The following is a 15,306-nucleotide window of genomic DNA, read 5'->3' as shown; positions in this document are numbered from 1 at the left end:
AGTCCTGGGCTGAAAAAAGAGGAATTCGCATCCGGTACATTCAGCCGGGGAAACCGCAGCAAAATGGCTATGCCGAACGCTATAACCGAACCGTGCGGCATGACTGGCTGAATTAGTATGTCTTTGAGTCATTGGATACAGGAGTTTGCCACAGCCTGGCTCTGGACCTGTAACAATAAACGGCCCAACATGGGCATCGGTGGCATCACCCCGGCCATGAAGCTGAAACGGGCAGCATAGGCTCTACTTTTGAGTACTGCCACAAATAGGGGAGATTACACTGTCAGATCAAGCCTGAACTACTACAAATAACGCCCAACAACTCATACTTTTTTAAGGAATCAGAAGATTGCCAGTCATTGCCAACAGCGAGCAGAGCTATGCCATACCCGGTAGTTGACATCTCAGGTACCGATCCAGATTTATTTGAGCAATTAGGGACAAAAAGTAAATTTTGGTTTGCTAAGGAAAGAAAACTATATCTATATAAACAAGGCCGCGCCAATACTGGTGAGAACTGGGCAGAGGTTGTTTCGTCAAGAATCTGTGACTTGCTTTCAATTCCCCACGCCCATTATGATTTCGCTCTTTACGGTAAAAATGAGGGGGTTATCTGTGAATCGATTGTTCCTAGCGGCGGCCGCCTAGTACACGCAAACGAATTGCTAGCACGATTCGATAGATCCTACGATGTTGAAAAAAAACATAAACAAACGGCCTACGCGCTTAAAACTGTCTTGGCGCTGTTGCGCAAAGTTTCAAAATTTGCGACTCTGCCTCCTGATTGGCAAGACGCACCTAAAGAAGTTACGGATCCGCTGGGGCTATTCATTGGATATATAATGCTTGACGCGCTTATCGCCAATCAAGACCGTCATCATGAAAATTGGGGAATAATTGCTGAACCGCTTCATCGCACCGTTTACCTTGCCCCAACATTTGACCATGCCTCAAGCCTGGGAAGAGAAGTCACCGATGCGAACCGCAAGGATAGACTTACAACCAGAGATCAACGAAGGACTGTAGCATGCTATGCCAATAAGGGCTTATCAGCATTTTATGACGTTGAGCACCCTCCTAGGCGACTTGATACAATTGAGACATTTAGAAGGGCTGCAAAGCAAGATTCGAAGGCGGCGAAGGCGTGGTTGGACAGGTTAAATTTAATTACAGACGACTCCGTGAATAATATCTTTCAAGGCATTCCCAGTGATCAAATTCGAATATCAAATTTGGCAGTACAATTTGCCGTTCAATTAATATTAATTAATAAAACAAGACTTATTTCTATTTGGGAAGAGATATGAAAATCTTATATATCGCATGGAACGATAGAGAGACAAAAAAATGGCATCCCGTTGGCCGTCTATGTTATGATAATAATAAATATATTTTTTGTTACACGCATGGTGCAAAAGAGTCTTCACGTTTTGTTCCATTTGGAAGTATGAATGACCTTGAATCCTTATATACCTCAAATGAATTGTTTCCACTGTTTGAAAATAGAATTCTTAATAAAAGCAGACCAGAGTTCAACACACTCCTTGAATGGTTAGATCTTGCGGGAGAACAGTATGATCCCCTTGATGTTTTAGCTCTGACGGAGGGCAAACGCGGAACTGATTCACTTGAGATTTTTCCTTGCCCAATTGTTCAAGGGGGAATCTTTAAAATGTCCTTTTTTAGCCATGGGTTGCGCTATATTAATAATTGGGCGTCAGCCAATCTAGATAAAGTTAAGGCTGGTGATTTGCTTTACCTCTGCCCAGATCCTCAAAACAGATACGACAGCAGTGCGATCTTGTTAAGAACTGATGACCCTGTTTCATTTATGGGTTATTGCCCTAGGTATCTTGTTGATGATTTTCTGTTCCTTTTAAAAAATACAGATGTAAGTCTGATTAACCTACAAGTTAAACGCATTAATCCAGATGCACCAATGAGATATCGTGTCTTATGTACGATTAGTGCTGTATGTCCACCAGGTTTTGCTCCATGCTCGCAAAAATCTTTCAAACCCATTCCGGAAGATGCTAAACTACACTGTTTACTATCCCAAAACAGTGGCTGTCATCTGCCATTGTGTTCTGCATTAGTGTAAAAAATCAGGCGATCATAATCCGTTCGGATCCCGCTTGCTGCTGTGTGTAATCTCCCCCCCCAAAAAAATGGTAGCGTTTGAAAGCAGAATTTCCCGCTACTCATGACGCGGGGGATTTTACATGAAAAAGCCACGAGTTACAGACAGCCAGATTCTGGCAAATTTGAAGCAGGCCGGAAACGGTTCCGGAAACGGAGCTTTGCCGCCAGCACGGGATGAGCAGTGCGGCTACCCATGCAAACTCTCTGAAAACATCATCCCCACCGGCACCGCGAAGAGCCTGTCACCCAAAGGCATGACTTCCTGCCCGGTATATACGATCACGCCCCGGACAAAATGATCGTCCAGCGCATGGCGCAGTGAGGCAAGCCCCTTGATGTCGTGTGAAGATACGCTGGCAGAGAGTTTTACTTCCACGGCAGCCACGCGCCCGGCCCGGTCTTCCAGCACCACGTCCACTTCCTCACCGCCTTGCGAGCGGTAGTGGTAAAGCGCCACCGGATGTTCCGTCCAACTGCTTTGCTTCAGCAGTTCCCCGGCCACAAAGGACTCCAGCAGTCGCCCGGCCATGATCGAATCATCAGCCAGACGTTCCGCGTTCGCGCCGCACAAATGGCAGGCCAGGCCGGAGTCGATAACGTGCAGTTTGGGGGATTTGACCCGCCGCTTGCCCAAATTGCCGGACCAGGCCGGAAGGAACCAGATCAGGAACAGTGCTTCCAGCAGCGGAACATACCGGCTGAGGGTGCTGGCAGGCACGCCCACGCTCCGCGAAAGCTCCGCCTGGTTGTGCAGTGTTCCGGAGCGAACGCCGAGCAGGCGCAGCAGGCGGATCAGCCCGCTGATGTCCTGGATGTTGGCAACGTCGCGAATGTCGCGCTCCACCAGCGTGGTGATGTACGAATCAAACCAGGCAGCGCGGCGCTTGGGATTGCTTCTGGAGAGCACTTCCGGATAGCCGCCCAGCGCCATGGCCTCCAGCAGCGCTTCTTTTGTCAGCGAAGCCGCTTCCGCGTTCGCTATGGGAAAGTCCTTCTGAAACAGCGCCTGGATAAAATCTTCCCGCGTTCCGGCAATTTCCCCTTGCGAAAGCGGATACAGGGTCAGCACCGCCATGCGGCCGGCCAAAGAATCCGCAATGCCCGGCAAGGCCAGGATGTTGGCCGAACCGGTCAGCAGATAACGCCCGGCATGCCGCTCACGATCCACGTCTTCCTTGATGGTCAGCATCAGGGCGGAGGCCCGCTGTGCCTCATCGATGATCACCGGTTTCTTCAACTCCTGCACAAAACCTGTGGGATCTTCCAGCGCCCCGGCCAGAGCGGTAGCCGAATCCAGGCTGATATACTGGCGGCTGGTTTCCGATCCGGAAGACTCTTCGGCCAACTTTTTTGCCAGCGTGGTTTTTCCGGTCTGGCGAGCGCCGCGCAGAAAGACAACCGGGGTATCGGCCAGGGCTTCCATGAGCTCTGTGTATATTGTACGCGCGTTCATGGTGTAAAATCTACCATGGCGTGGTGGATTTTACAAGATGTGGCAATATGCGTATCGTTGCTCTCAAATCCAACTCGCGGGCACGCTCCAGGCCGTCTTGTCCAGCGGCAGTGCCTGATCGGCCAGGCAAATGACGCCGCCCATGCCGACCGGCATTCCGAGCTTTTCCAGTACCGCAAAGTGGCGGATGTCGCGTTTGTCCGGCGAGGCGGTTTTCTTGATTTCCAGAGGAAAAACCGTACCGTCCTGAATGATCAGCAGATCAATTTCTTTCTGATCCCTATCCCGGTAATAGTAGAACGGCGGACGCAGGCCGTTGTGCAGCCAACTCTTGAGCAGTTCGCCCATGATCCAGGTTTCCAGAATGGGGCCGGACATCGCGCCTGCTTCCAGAGTGTCCGGGCTTGACCATTCCGTCAGATACGCGGCGAGGCCCGTATCCAGAAAGTACAGCTTGGGAGCTTTGACCATCCGCCTGGTCACGTTGGTGAAGTACGGCTCCAGCAGGTAGACGAGGCCGGAAGCCTCCAGAATGGACAACCATTTTTTCCCCGTAACAGGTGATACATCCGCATCGCGGGCCAATTCGGAGATATTCAGCAACTGGCCGGTACGGGCCGCACTGGCCCGCAAGAAACGCAAGAAGGCCATTTCGTCGCCCACCTGCGCCAAATCGCGCACATCCCTCTGCAAATACGTCCGCACATAGGAACCGAGAAACAAATCTCTGTCCACGGCGTTCAGCGTCAGGGCCGGAAACGAGCCTTTCCAGATCAGCGTGTACAAATCCTTGAGGGCAAGCGTATCCGCCTTGCGCGCGCGTTCCGCAAAAAACGACGCTGTCGGCAGAAAAGGCTTGTGTGCCGCTCCATGGCCCACGCTTTCCCGCCGGGAAAGGCCGAGCAGGTGCAACACCGCCACCCGCCCCGCAAGCGATTCCGAAGCATTCCGCATCAAGTGAAATTGCTGCGAACCTGTCAGCCAAAAACTGCCCGGCCTGCGGTCGGCGTCCACAGCCATCTTGATGTAGGGCAAAAGCTGCGGCGCGTACTGGATTTCATCAATCAGCACCGGAGCGGGAAAACGCTGCATGAACAGGGCCGGATCCTCACGGGCCAGGCGCAGCACCAGCGGATCATCCAGGGAAACACAGGTGCGTTGGCTGCCGCCCAAATGGCGGAGCAGCGTTGTTTTGCCCACCTGACGCGCGCCGGTCAGAAGCAGAACCGGAAATTGCGCCGCCGCCTTGCCGAGATAGCCTTCAAGAGTTCGTGCCGAGTACATGTGTGTTTTCGTCCATTTTATATTTGAAAAATATTATGGACGCACAAAAATTGTCTTGTCAAATGTCTGGTTCCGTGCATGCCCCTCACGCCGCAGCATGGCAAAGCATTTGGCAACTCCGTATGTGTCTACTTTTTCGCTTCCGTGGCAGGGGCATCCACATACAGCCAGAACAACGCGCTCACATACAGGGGTTTGGGCTGTCCGTCCGGCCCCTTGAGGGGCGTTCCCGGTATGGTGACCGTGCAGCACCACCAGCCGGGCCGGTTGGGCACAAAAGCAAATTGCCCGTTTGCGTCTGTCCGGGCGGCCAGTTCTTCGTGCCAGGGCGTGGGCGCGGAGAGTTTTTCCGTATTGATGCGCACCATACGCACTTCGGCCTGGGGCAGGGCCTTGCCCTCCATCAGGGCCACACCGGCAAAAAGGGCGGGCGCGGTCAGGCCGAAAGGCCGCGACAGCGGGGCGATTTCCAGGCGCTGCCCCACGGGCTGGTTCCAGCCGTGGCTTTTTCCGTGCACGGGCAAAGATGTTTTGACATGGTGCTGCACAAAGCAGTCCCGCGCGGCGTCCCACCAGGGGCGGCTCTCAATGACAAACTGGTAGAAGCCGGGCGCGCTCAGGGCCACATTGGCCCCCCAGGCTTTCCGATCCAGATAGCGGATCTCCTCCATGTCGCCCAGCAGGTCCCGGCGTTCGGGCTGGAGCATGCCGTTATGGACGGGGGTATCGCTGTCGTAGCGCAGTACGGCAAACATCTGGGGCATGTCCATGTCCAGCCCTTCATGCCGGAAGGGCTGCATCATGCTGACCAGCACATCCACTTCTTCTTCAATAACGGGAGTGGGGGGCGGCGCGGGGGCCTGTGCGGGAGGTGCGGCACTTTCTGCCGGAGTGTCCTTTGCGGCCGGATTTTCCGGGCGTGCTTCGTCCCCGCCTTTTTCGGCGCGTTTGGCCTGTGCTGGCGCGGCGGGTGCTGTGGGGGCTTCCACGCTCGGTTGGCTGGGAATCAGCAGAGTGACCTGGGCGTGGGCCGCTGTGCCGTGCCAGAGCACGCACAGTCCCGTCAGGAGCAGGGCGGCGCAAAATCCGGCTCTGATGCCGACAAAAAACAGGCCGCAAGGGCGTGCGCATGTCATGGAAACTCCTTGCATGCCCCCAGTGCGTTCTTTCCGTTTTTCCGGCGGAGAAAGGGCGCCGGTTTTTTCGGTGCAGCAGGCATGCGAAAGGGGAACATAGCGAAATTCTTTACGTGTGTCATGTGGCGCAGTCTGCGGCGGAGCGCGGCGTGCGGGCCACAAAAAGCGCGTCAACCCGTGCGGCCCCCGCAGCCAGAAGGGCGCGGGCAGCGGCCTCCATGGTGCTGCCGGTGGTCATGGTATCGTCCACAATCCAAAGGCGCAGCCCTCTGACCTTGGGCGCAGCGGCAAAGCTGCCGCCCACGTTGCGCTGCCGCTGAAGAGCGGAAAGCCCGGCCTGGGTCTGCACGGGCACAGGCCGCGTCAGAAAGCCGCGTGCAAGGTGCAGTCCGGAATGGGCGCAGAAGGCCGCAGCGATCTCGTGGGCCTGATCGTACCCTCTTTGCCGCAAGCGGCGGGCATGCCGGGGCACGGCCACCACGGCATCGGGGCGCGGCAGGCAGGAGCAGGCCTCCAGCAGAAAGCCCCCCAGCAAGGGCGCGAGATACATGTGCCCGTCATACTTGAGCCGCAAAAGCACGTCCCGCAGTGCGCCTCCGTACAGCCCGTGACAGGCTGCCAGGCTCCATGACGGCGGATTTTGCAGGCAGGCGCCGCAGAGGACGTGCGCCGTGCCGCCGTGCAGGGGGACGGCGCAGTGTCGGCACCGGTTGTGCGGCGATGCCGCCAGCGGGATACGGCACTCGGGGCAGAGCAGCGCGGCCGGATGGCCGGAAATATCTTCCTCCGCAGCAGGGTGGAAGGGACGCAGGCAGTGGACGCAGCGGCGCTGCCTCCAGATGCTGCCCCCGTCTGTCGGGCGCGCGAAAAATTCAGTGAGCGCGGCAAGCGGGGCTGGCAGACGCATGGGCAGAAGTTTCTTCGCGTGCCGCAAGCCTCCCCCCCCAGTGCTGCCCCCAGGCGCGCAGGTTCGCGGCGAGGCCGGGGCGTTGCAGGAGGTCGCGGCGCGTTTCCAGCCCGCGCAACTGGCGCGTGTCGCGGATGTCGGCATTGAGCGCATCCAGAAAGTAGGTGAGCGTCAGCAGCACGCCGGAGAAAAGCTGCTTCCCCTGTGTGCGTCCCGCGGCAAGAAGGGCCAGCGCGGGCACGGGGGCTGGCCGGGCGGCAGGGGGACTGTGCGGCGTTCCGGAGCGTTGCGCCCAGAAGCGTTGCGCCCGGTCAATGAGCGCCTTGAAGTGGGCGGGCAAGGAGTAAAAAAAGACGGGCGCGGCAAGAACGATCAGGGGAGCCTGGAGCAAAAGGGCAAAGACGTCTTCCGCCCGGTCTTCTGCTGCCGCGCGGGAGGGGGCGGCCAGCACACAGGCGTGGGGCGGGTGCGCACAGGCATTGCAGCCTGTGCAGGGCGTCAGCGCATAGTCGCGCAGGGGCACCAGCCGGGGGGAGATTCCTGCGGCGGCCATGCCTTCGGCAAAGATTTTTGCAGCGGTATCCGTGGTGCCTCCGGGGTTGGGGCTGCACAGCAGCACCAGGGGGAGGCTCATGGAAGAAATTCGCCGCAGAAAGGATTGTTGGCGCGTTCGTCGCCGATGGTGGAGAGCGGCCCGTGCCCCGGATACACCACGGTTTCTCCCGGCAGTTTGAACAGGACTTCCGTCACGGAGTGCATGAGCTGCGCCTGATCCCCTCCCGGAAAGTCCGTGCGGCCGAGGGAGCGGTAAAAAAGGGAGTCGCCGGTGAACACAATTTTTTCAGAGGGAAAATAGAGCGAAATCCCGCCGGGCGTATGGCCGGGAGTTGCCAATACCTCGCACTCCATGCCGTTGAAAGACGCTTTGCCCGGAGCAAGAGGGCGGGATTCAAAAGGCTCCACCAGAGGAAAGCCCCACATCCCCCCCTTGGCCGACTCTGTTTCCGCCAGCGGGTCGTCACCGGCAGAAACATAGACCGGAGCCCCTGTTTCCCTGGCCAGGGCAGCCACGCCGTACAGATGGTCAAAATGGCGGTGCGTTAAACAGATGGCTGTCAGGGAAAGCTGGTGGGTGTGCAGGTATTTGATCATGGGAGCGGGATCTCCCCCCACATCCACAACAATGGCCTGCGTGTGGCCGTGCAGGATGTGGCTGTTGGCCTGCAACGGCCCGAGGGGAAAAACAGCGACAGGCATACCCGCTCCTTTGGCGTGCACTTTGTGGTTTCTGATTGGGGACTGTTTTTTTCTTACTCCATAGAGTTTTTCAGGGCAAGCGCCAAATGGTCTCTGCCCAAAAGCGCCCGGCGGGGAAATTGCAGCGGCATCCGGTTGTGCCGCTGTGATAGACATTTGTTTTTGCACGGATTATCCTTATGAGATGAAACATCTTTCCTTCCCGGATCTGGAGCGCGAGCATGTGATGGAGGCGGAAGGGGCGTTGTGCGCCCGGCTGGCCTCTTTTTTCTCCTTTACAGGCCATGCACTGTATTTTCCCGCCGGCCATGCTCCTGACGGGCCGCAGCTTCTGTCGGCAGAGCGCAAGCTGCTTTTGCCTTTGCGGCACAGGGAGCGTTTGCTGGGCGTGCTCATGCTCCACGGGGTTCGCGTGCGCGAACTGCGCCCCCTCATGCCCCATCTGCCCGCCATTGCAGACCTGTGCCTGGACACGCTGGCCGGGCTTCAGGCCATGCGTTCCGATCCTGCAACCGGGCTTGCTGCGGAATCCACGCTCCTGTCCCGGATGGAAGAAGCCGGAGAGCGTGTGCGCAACCACTTGCAGGACGCAGGTGCGGACGCTGTGGAACCCGTGCCCCTGCACCGCCTGTGCATGGGGCTGGTTCTTGTGCGGGTGGGCAACGGCCCTGCCATTGCCCGCAAGGCGGGGCATGCCGTGGCCTGCGACTATCTGCGCGCGCTGGCCGGTGCGTGCAGGGAAGGGCTGCCCACGGACGTGACCGCCGCCCGCGTGGGCCGGTGGGAATTCGCCTTTCTGCTTTCCACCGACAGCCGCGGCGTCTGCCATGCCCTGGCTGCCAACGTGCTGGCCCGTATGGAAAAAGTTTCGCCGCCCTCCGGGCAGGACGCGTGCCTGTGCGCCGGGCACGCCCTGTACCCGCAGGACATGCAGGGAGGGGAGCTCCCCCTTGCCATGTTCGAGCAGGTTCGGCTGTGCCTTGACCGCGCGCGCCTGGCTGTGGATGTGGCCGGGCATGCCGCCGGGCTGGGTGCGCCCAACCGTATCATGCCCTTTGTGCGCATTCTGCAGGACGGCGGCCTGGTGCTGGAAACCCTGCCCCTGGGCAGAGTGCGCATCAGCCTGGGCAGGCAGGCCAAGGCCCGTGAGGGCATGCGTTTTGCCGTTCTGGACGGAACCAACGGGGAGGGCGCGCGCAGCAAGGGAGAAGTGGTGCTCCTGCGCGTCAGCGATACGGAATCCGTGGCGGAAATCCTGCACCTTGCCGATGCCGCCTGCCTTCCTGAAGTCGGCGACAGGCTGGCCCTCATGGCCCAACCGTCTGCGGCGGCTCCGGAGGTGCGCATGCCCTCTTCCCGGTCAGGGGCGCAAGGGGGGGGCTCCGCTGTGCAGGCGGGGAGCGCGGAAGCGTGCGCGCCGGATGCCGGAGAAGCGTGCGGGCACGGTGAATTTTTGAAAGCGTTCGCCCGCAAGGCAGAGTCCGCCTCCCGCTTCACTCTGGCCCTGTTGCGGCTGGACAGTGCGGACGCACCCCCGGACGGAGAGGGAGGCCATCCTTCCCTGCCTGCGGCGCTGGAAGCATGGCGCGCGGCCTGCGCCGGGCGGCCCTTGCCTCTGGCCGGGCGTTATGGCAGCAACAGCCTGATTTTCTTTCACTCTGATGAAGAAGCCGACGCGTTGTCGCCCCTCTATGCGGAGATATGTTCCGCTCTGGCGGGCAAAGGAATATCCTGTGCCGTTGGTCTGGCGGGGTATCCCTTTTTGCGCTACCGCAAGGCGGAGATGCCCGACTGTGCGCTCAAGGCGCTGGAATACGCCCTTTTGCTGCCCGAACCGCATGTGGGCGTGTGCAATTCTCTGGCGCTGAACATCAGCGCCGACAGGCGGTACAGCCTGGGAGACATTTTTGGCGCGGTGGAGGAATACAAGCTCGCCCTGCTGGCGGACAAGGGCAATGCCATGGCCTGGAATTCTCTGGGGGTGTGCATGGCAACGCTCAAGCGCCGGCATGAGGCTCGCCGGCACTTTCTGGAAGCTTTGCGCTGCCGCCCGGACACGCCCACTGTGGTGCAGATATGCTACAATCTGGGCGCGGTCTGCCAGAGCCTGGACGAGCGGCGCGCGGCGGCGCGCTACTTCCGGCAGTGTGTGCGCCTGTGCCCCGAGCACCAGTTCGCCCACATCCGTTTGGGGCAGCTCTGCGAACTGGGGGGCCGCCGGGCGGAGGCACGGCGCTTTTACGAGAAGGCCGCAGCCATAGAAGACGCCCATCCCCAGGCCCCCAGCGTGGCCCGCAGGCATTTGGCGCGGGTGGCCGCCCGCCAGCGCAGGGGCGGCGAAGCGCGGGAACTGCTGCACGAGGCTCTGGCGCGCAATCCGCATGATGCGGACGCCATGCTGCTGCTGGCAGAAATCTACCTTGAAAACAACGAGGATCCGGCCATTGCAGAACTGCTGGCCGGAAAAAGCGCCGCACTGCGCGACAGGCCCGAGGCCTGGCACACTCTGGCCCGCGCGCTGCGCGCGCTGGACCGCGATGAAGAGGCGCGCCAAGCCGAAACCAGAGCGGTTTTGTCGTAACTCCTTGCGGAGTCTGCGCTTGCCGCGCCCGCCGCGTGCCGCAGCCGGAGAGAGCGCACGCCTTCCGGGCGGAGCATGCCGGGAGCAGGAGCCTCAGTCCTGCCCGCAGCACTTTTTGTATTTTTTGCCGCTGCCGCAGGGGCAGGGATCGTTGCGTCCGGTACGTGGCGCGGCTCTGGCCGGTTTTTGCGGCGCGGCTTCCGTTGTCTGCCCTCCGCCGGAGTAGGAAAGCTGCCCGGTTTTTTCCTTGTGGCGGTATTGCCGTGCCACAGCCTGCTCCAGTTCTGCGGCTTCTTCGCGCGGCGCGTCAGGGCTTTCTGCGGGGGCTTCCATCTGCACGCGCACACGGCACAGAGCGCGGAAAACGCTTTCGCGGATCTGGAAGAGCATGGCCTGAAACATTTCAAAGCCTTCGCGCTTGTATTCCAGCTTGGGATCGCGCTGGCCGTATCCGCGCAGGCCGATGCCGTCGCGCAGGGCGTCCATGGCCCGCAGGTGTTCCTTCCAGCAGCGGTCAAGCTCTTCCAGCATGAAGAAGCGGACAATGTCGGCATAGCTGGAACCGCTGTCGCTCCTGAGCCTGTCCAGAATGGCGCGGATCATGGCGGCGCAGTCGTCCCGGGCGGGCAGGGGCGCGCCGTCGGGCAGCATACGGTCCAGATGGAAAACCTCGCGCAGCCGGGCCAGAGCCAACTCGCCCGCTTCCTGCTGCGCTTCTGCGGCTGCGGCGTCCAGAGGCGCGTACACATCGTCCAGCACGTCGCCCATGAATTCTTCCAGCACAGGCTCCAGATCCGCCTCCACCATGAGTTCCCGGCGCAGGGCGTAGATGACCTCGCGCTGCTGGTTCATGACGTTGTCGTAGTCCAGCAGGGTTTTGCGGATTTCAAAGTGGTGGGCCTCCACGCGCTTTTGTGCGCCTTCCACAGCGCGGGTAACCATGGCGTTTTCAATGGATTCCCCATCGCGCAGGCCCAGCTTTTCCATCAGGCCCTTGATGCGGTCAGACCCGAACAGGCGCATCAGGTCGTCTTCCAGCGAAAGGTAGAAACGGGAAGATCCGGGGTCGCCCTGGCGGCCCGAGCGGCCACGCAACTGGTTGTCGATGCGGCGGCTCTCGTGGCGCTCCGTGCCCAGAATGTGCAGGCCGCCCAGTTCTACCACGCCCTCGCCCAGCACAATATCCGTGCCGCGCCCGGCCATGTTGGTGGCAATGGTGACGCGGCCCCGCAAGCCCGCCTGGGCCACGATTTCGGCTTCTTTTTCGTGCTGCTTGGCGTTGAGCACATTGTGGGGGATGCCAAGGCGCGTCAGGCGGGCGGAGAGCATTTCCGACGTTTCGATGGAGATGGTGCCCACCAGCACCGGCTGGCCTTCCTTGTGCAGTTCCGCAATGGCCGCCACAATGGCGTCGAACTTTTCCTGGCGGCTGCGGTAGATGAGGTCGGGATAGTCCTTGCGGATCATGGGCATGTTGGGGGGGACGGCAATGACCTCAAGGCCGTATATCTGGTGAAATTCCACGGCTTCCGTGTCTGCCGTGCCTGTCATGCCCGAAAGTTTTTCATACAGGCGAAAATAGTTCTGGAAGGTGATGGAAGCCAGGGTCTGGTTTTCCGCCGCAATGGTCACGCGCTCCTTGGCTTCCAGAGCCTGGTGCAGGCCGTCGGAATAGCGGCGTCCGGCCATGAGGCGGCCCGTGAACTCGTCCACAATCACCACCTGATCGGCCTGCACGATGTAGTCCACATCGCGTTTGAAGATCAGATGCGCCTTGAGCGACTGCATGACGTGGTGCTGGGCCGTGATATTGGCCGGATCAAAAAGGTTGTCCAGCTTGAGCAGGGCCTCGCAGCGGGCCACGCCCTCATCGGTGAGCATGGCGGTGCGCGCCTTTTCGTCAACAGAATAATGCTCCGGCCCGAGTTGGCGCACAATGGCGTCGATGGCGCGGTACATGTCCACAGATTCTTCCGATGCGCCGGAAATGATCAGCGGCGTGCGCGCCTCGTCAATGAGGATGGAGTCCACTTCGTCGACAATGGCAAAGTTGTGCCCCCTCTGCACCAGTTGTCCGGCATAGAATTTCATGTTGTCGCGCAGGTAGTCGAAGCCGAATTCGTTGTTGGTGCCGTAGGTGATGTCGGCTCTGTACGCCTGCGCGCGCTCCGCATCGTCCAGCCCGTGCACGATGACGCCGGTGCTCAGACCGAGGAAGTCGTAGAGTTTGCCCATCCATGCGGCGTCGCGCCGGGCCAGATAGTCGTTGACCGTGACAACATGCACGCCCTTGCCCGACAGGGCATTGAGAACCACCGGCAGGGTGGCCACCAGGGTTTTTCCCTCGCCGGTTTTCATTTCCGCGATCTTGCCCTTGTGCAGGACAATGCCGCCCAGAATCTGCACGTCATAGTGGCGCATGCCCAGCACGCGGCGGGAGGCTTCGCGCACCATGGCAAAAACTTCGGGCAGAAGCTGGTCCAGATCCCGCTTCTTTTCCTGCACTTCCTGCCGCAGGTCCGCGATGCGGGCAGGAAAGTCCGCATCCGCCCATTCCTGCATTTGCGGCTCCAGCGCGTTGATGCTCTGCACAAGGGGGCGCTGGCGGCGGAGGTAGCGTTCGTTTTTGCTGCCGAAAATTTTTTGAAAGAAAAAACCGAACATGGGGCTCCCGGTATTTGTGGTATCATCAAGATATGGGGAACGCATGCCGTGCGGCACTGCCGCGCGACACGCCAGGGAAAACACTGTCGGCATGGCGGTTTCCGCCAGCACACAGCGCGCTATATACGTCACAAAGCGCCGGTTGGCAATGCGGCAGCCCAGAAAACGGGGCATGCGCTGGATGTTTCAGGCTTCGGAAATTGCGGGCAGGTCGTGGCCTGGCCGCGCCGCAAAGCGGGCGATTTTCGTGTCTTTCGGTCAAGCCGCTGTTGTGACTTGACGGCGCAAACTCCAACGGGGCGTGCCATCAATACGGAAGCATGCACAGGTCTGATGCCGGGCAGCCCGGATTTTGCCCGAAAAAATGAAAAAAAACTTGACGGGCGGACGTGCCCGGCGTAAACAAACCTTCGCCCTGAATATTTTCAGGCTATTCCCTGGACGGCAGGGAAGGACGGATGGAGTCCGTCCTGATGCAACCCGGAGGCGGGCGGATGCCCGTTGCGGGTTTTGACATGTGCAGGCGTTGCCAGATGCCGGACTATGTCGAGCCGTTCCAGCCCGTACGCGGATCCCCGCTTGGCGCCATGCAGGCGCGAGTGGCCCCGGGCTGTAAGGTAGGGAGGATATCTCCCCTTTGGTGACCCTGCGGGACCGCCTCGCCGCCGAATCTTCGGCGGTCTGGTCTGGACGACGCCGGGGAGCATCGCGCGGATGATGCGGGCGCGTTCAGGCGTCCATATTCTCCGATATTTCCTGATTTTCAGGCGCGATGCGCGCATGCGCGGCTCCCTGGTTTTGCGGCCTCTCCCCGTCGGGGCAGGACTGCTCTTCGGGTTTTTGCCGTTGTGCGGCAAGGGCTGCGGGCTGTCGCCGGAGGGGTGTGCGGGATGATTTGCAAACGGAGTAGGCATAATGACGACAGTTAGCAGCGATCGCATTCGGATCAAGCTCAAAGCCTATGATTACCGCATTCTGGACAAGGCCGTTGCGGAAATCGTGGACACGGCGCGCAACACCGGTGCCGGTGTGGCAGGGCCCATTCCTCTGCCCACCAACATACACAAGTACACCATCCAGCGTTCCGTGCATGTGGACAAGAAGTCCCGCGAGCAGTTTGAGATGCGCGTTCACAAGAGGCTCATGGATATTCTGGAACCCACGCAGCAGACCGTCGACGCCCTGGGCAAGCTCTCCCTGCCTGCCGGTGTGGACGTGGAAATCAAGCTCTAGCGAGAGGCAGTCATGGCTGAGAAAATGGGAATTTTGGGTCGCAAGCTTGGCATGACCCGTATATTTGACGGTGCGGGCGCCGCAGTGCCTGTGACGGTGATCGAGGCCGGGCCGTGCCCTGTCACCCAGGTCAAAACCGTGGAGACAGACGGCTACAACGCCGTGCAGATCGCCCTGACCCCCGCGAAGGAAAAGCATGTGGGCAAGGCGATGCAGGGGCATTTTGCCAAGGCGGGCAAGGGGCTTTTTCGCCATGTGCGCGAAATTCGCCTGGCGGGCGCGCCGGAGCAGGCGCTGGGGCAGGAAATCACCGTGGACGTTTTTGCCGCCGGAGACAAGGTCAAGGTGACGGGAACGAGCCTGGGCAAGGGATTCCAGGGGCGCATGCGCCGTTGGAATTTCGGCGGCTCCAAGGACTCTCACGGCTGCGAAAAGGTGCACCGCAACAACGGCTCCATCGGCAACAACACCTTCCCGGGGCGTGTGTTCAAGGGGCGGAAGATGGCCGGTCACTGGGGCAACGAAACCGTGACGGAAAGCGGCCTGACGGTTGTTGACGTGCGCCCCGAAGAGAATGTCATTCTGGTGAAAGGTTCGGTCCCCGGCCCCAAAAACGGGCTGGTGCTGATCCGCAAGCAATAGGGGAAGC

12 protein-coding genes and 1 pseudogene are annotated in these 15,306 nt (G+C 59.8%); 6 read left to right on the top strand and 7 right to left on the bottom strand.

All coding sequences use genetic code 11. From position 1 onward, the window contains the following. The 3 genes and pseudogenes from EII23_RS09190 to EII23_RS09180 all read left to right on the top strand — a co-directional run. Positions 1–240, top strand: a pseudogene (locus EII23_RS09190) (transposase); the annotation flags it as partial. Positions 241–380: 140 nt separating this feature from the next. Further along, on the top strand, positions 381–1,307 hold the full coding sequence (locus EII23_RS09185) for a phosphatidylinositol kinase (RefSeq protein ID WP_124793087.1): 927 nt from the start codon (positions 381–383) through the stop codon (positions 1,305–1,307). After that, entirely contained in the window at positions 1,304–2,101 is a 798-nt protein-coding gene (locus tag EII23_RS09180; protein WP_124793086.1) for an HIRAN domain-containing protein, read from the top strand. Before EII23_RS09185 ends, EII23_RS09180 begins: the two co-directional genes overlap by 4 nt. Before the next feature lie 228 nt (positions 2,102–2,329). On the opposite strand, the gene EII23_RS09175 is transcribed toward EII23_RS09180, so the two are convergent. From EII23_RS09175 to EII23_RS09150, 6 genes are all read right to left on the bottom strand, one after another. After that, complete coding sequence (locus tag EII23_RS09175; RefSeq protein WP_124793085.1) at positions 2,330–3,595, bottom strand: ATP-binding protein; 1,266 nt, start codon at positions 3,593–3,595, stop codon at positions 2,330–2,332. A gap of 63 nt (positions 3,596–3,658) precedes the next feature. Continuing rightward, positions 3,659–4,879 (bottom strand): ATP-binding protein, encoded by a 1,221-nt coding sequence (locus EII23_RS09170; protein ID WP_124793084.1) that lies wholly within the window; start codon positions 4,877–4,879, stop codon positions 3,659–3,661. Positions 4,880–5,007: 128 nt separating this feature from the next. After that, on the bottom strand, positions 5,008–6,015 hold the full coding sequence (locus EII23_RS09165) for a DUF4198 domain-containing protein (protein WP_124793083.1): 1,008 nt from the start codon (positions 6,013–6,015) through the stop codon (positions 5,008–5,010). Positions 6,016–6,133: 118 nt separating this feature from the next. Next, positions 6,134–6,922: a ComF family protein gene (locus EII23_RS09160; RefSeq protein ID WP_124793082.1), complete on the bottom strand. Its 789-nt coding sequence runs from the start codon at positions 6,920–6,922 to the stop codon at positions 6,134–6,136. After that, complete coding sequence (locus EII23_RS09155) at positions 6,888–7,556, bottom strand: flavodoxin family protein (RefSeq protein ID WP_124793081.1); 669 nt, start codon at positions 7,554–7,556, stop codon at positions 6,888–6,890. Before EII23_RS09155 ends, EII23_RS09160 begins: the two co-directional genes overlap by 35 nt. After that, positions 7,553–8,179, bottom strand: coding sequence for an MBL fold metallo-hydrolase (locus EII23_RS09150; RefSeq protein ID WP_124793080.1), 627 nt, complete (start codon positions 8,177–8,179; stop codon positions 7,553–7,555). The genes EII23_RS09155 and EII23_RS09150 overlap by 4 nt, the downstream gene beginning before the upstream one ends. A gap of 184 nt (positions 8,180–8,363) precedes the next feature. Between EII23_RS09150 and EII23_RS09145 the strand changes: the two genes are divergently transcribed. Then, positions 8,364–10,760 (top strand): tetratricopeptide repeat protein, encoded by a 2,397-nt coding sequence (locus EII23_RS09145; RefSeq protein ID WP_124793079.1) that lies wholly within the window; start codon positions 8,364–8,366, stop codon positions 10,758–10,760. 93 nt (positions 10,761–10,853) lie between these two features. Here the strand turns inward: EII23_RS09145 and secA are convergent, their stop codons facing one another. Next, on the bottom strand, positions 10,854–13,424 hold the full coding sequence (gene secA, locus EII23_RS09140) for a preprotein translocase subunit SecA (RefSeq protein ID WP_124793088.1): 2,571 nt from the start codon (positions 13,422–13,424) through the stop codon (positions 10,854–10,856). 915 nt (positions 13,425–14,339) lie between these two features. Between secA and rpsJ the strand changes: the two genes are divergently transcribed. Then, entirely contained in the window at positions 14,340–14,657 is a 318-nt protein-coding gene (gene rpsJ / locus EII23_RS09135; RefSeq protein WP_124793078.1) for a 30S ribosomal protein S10, read from the top strand. A 12-nt stretch (positions 14,658–14,669) separates the two neighbouring features. Further along, positions 14,670–15,299 carry a 50S ribosomal protein L3 gene (gene rplC, locus EII23_RS09130; protein ID WP_124793077.1) on the top strand — a complete coding sequence of 210 codons (630 nt, stop codon included), beginning with the start codon at positions 14,670–14,672 and terminating at the stop codon, positions 15,297–15,299. The last annotated feature ends 7 nt before the right edge of the window (positions 15,300–15,306 follow it).

The sequence above is a fragment of the Desulfovibrio sp. OH1186_COT-070 genome, assembly GCF_003860215.1.
Lineage (GTDB): Bacteria > Desulfobacterota > Desulfovibrionia > Desulfovibrionales > Desulfovibrionaceae > Desulfovibrio.
Note: the sequence above shows the minus strand (reverse complement) of the source record. Positions and strands in the feature narration are given on the sequence as shown.

Excerpts from the sequence above, each read along its gene's own strand:
- EII23_RS09160 (WP_124793082.1), bottom strand. The coding sequence starts at position 6,922 with ATGCGTCTGCCAGCCCCGCTTGCCGCGCTCACTGAATTTTTCGCGCGC.
- EII23_RS09165 (WP_124793083.1), bottom strand. The coding sequence starts at position 6,015 with ATGACATGCGCACGCCCTTGCGGCCTGTTTTTTGTCGGCATCAGAGCC.
- EII23_RS09180 (WP_124793086.1), top strand. The coding sequence starts at position 1,304 with ATGAAAATCTTATATATCGCATGGAACGATAGAGAGACAAAAAAATGG.
- EII23_RS09145 (WP_124793079.1), top strand. The coding sequence starts at position 8,364 with ATGAAACATCTTTCCTTCCCGGATCTGGAGCGCGAGCATGTGATGGAG.
- rplC (WP_124793077.1), top strand. The coding sequence starts at position 14,670 with ATGGCTGAGAAAATGGGAATTTTGGGTCGCAAGCTTGGCATGACCCGT.
- EII23_RS09170 (WP_124793084.1), bottom strand. The coding sequence starts at position 4,879 with ATGTACTCGGCACGAACTCTTGAAGGCTATCTCGGCAAGGCGGCGGCG.
- secA (WP_124793088.1), bottom strand. The coding sequence starts at position 13,424 with ATGTTCGGTTTTTTCTTTCAAAAAATTTTCGGCAGCAAAAACGAACGC.
- EII23_RS09150 (WP_124793080.1), bottom strand. The coding sequence starts at position 8,179 with ATGCCTGTCGCTGTTTTTCCCCTCGGGCCGTTGCAGGCCAACAGCCAC.
- EII23_RS09155 (WP_124793081.1), bottom strand. The coding sequence starts at position 7,556 with ATGAGCCTCCCCCTGGTGCTGCTGTGCAGCCCCAACCCCGGAGGCACC.
- EII23_RS09175 (WP_124793085.1), bottom strand. The coding sequence starts at position 3,595 with ATGAACGCGCGTACAATATACACAGAGCTCATGGAAGCCCTGGCCGAT.
- rpsJ (WP_124793078.1), top strand. The coding sequence starts at position 14,340 with ATGACGACAGTTAGCAGCGATCGCATTCGGATCAAGCTCAAAGCCTAT.
- EII23_RS09185 (WP_124793087.1), top strand. The coding sequence starts at position 381 with ATGCCATACCCGGTAGTTGACATCTCAGGTACCGATCCAGATTTATTT.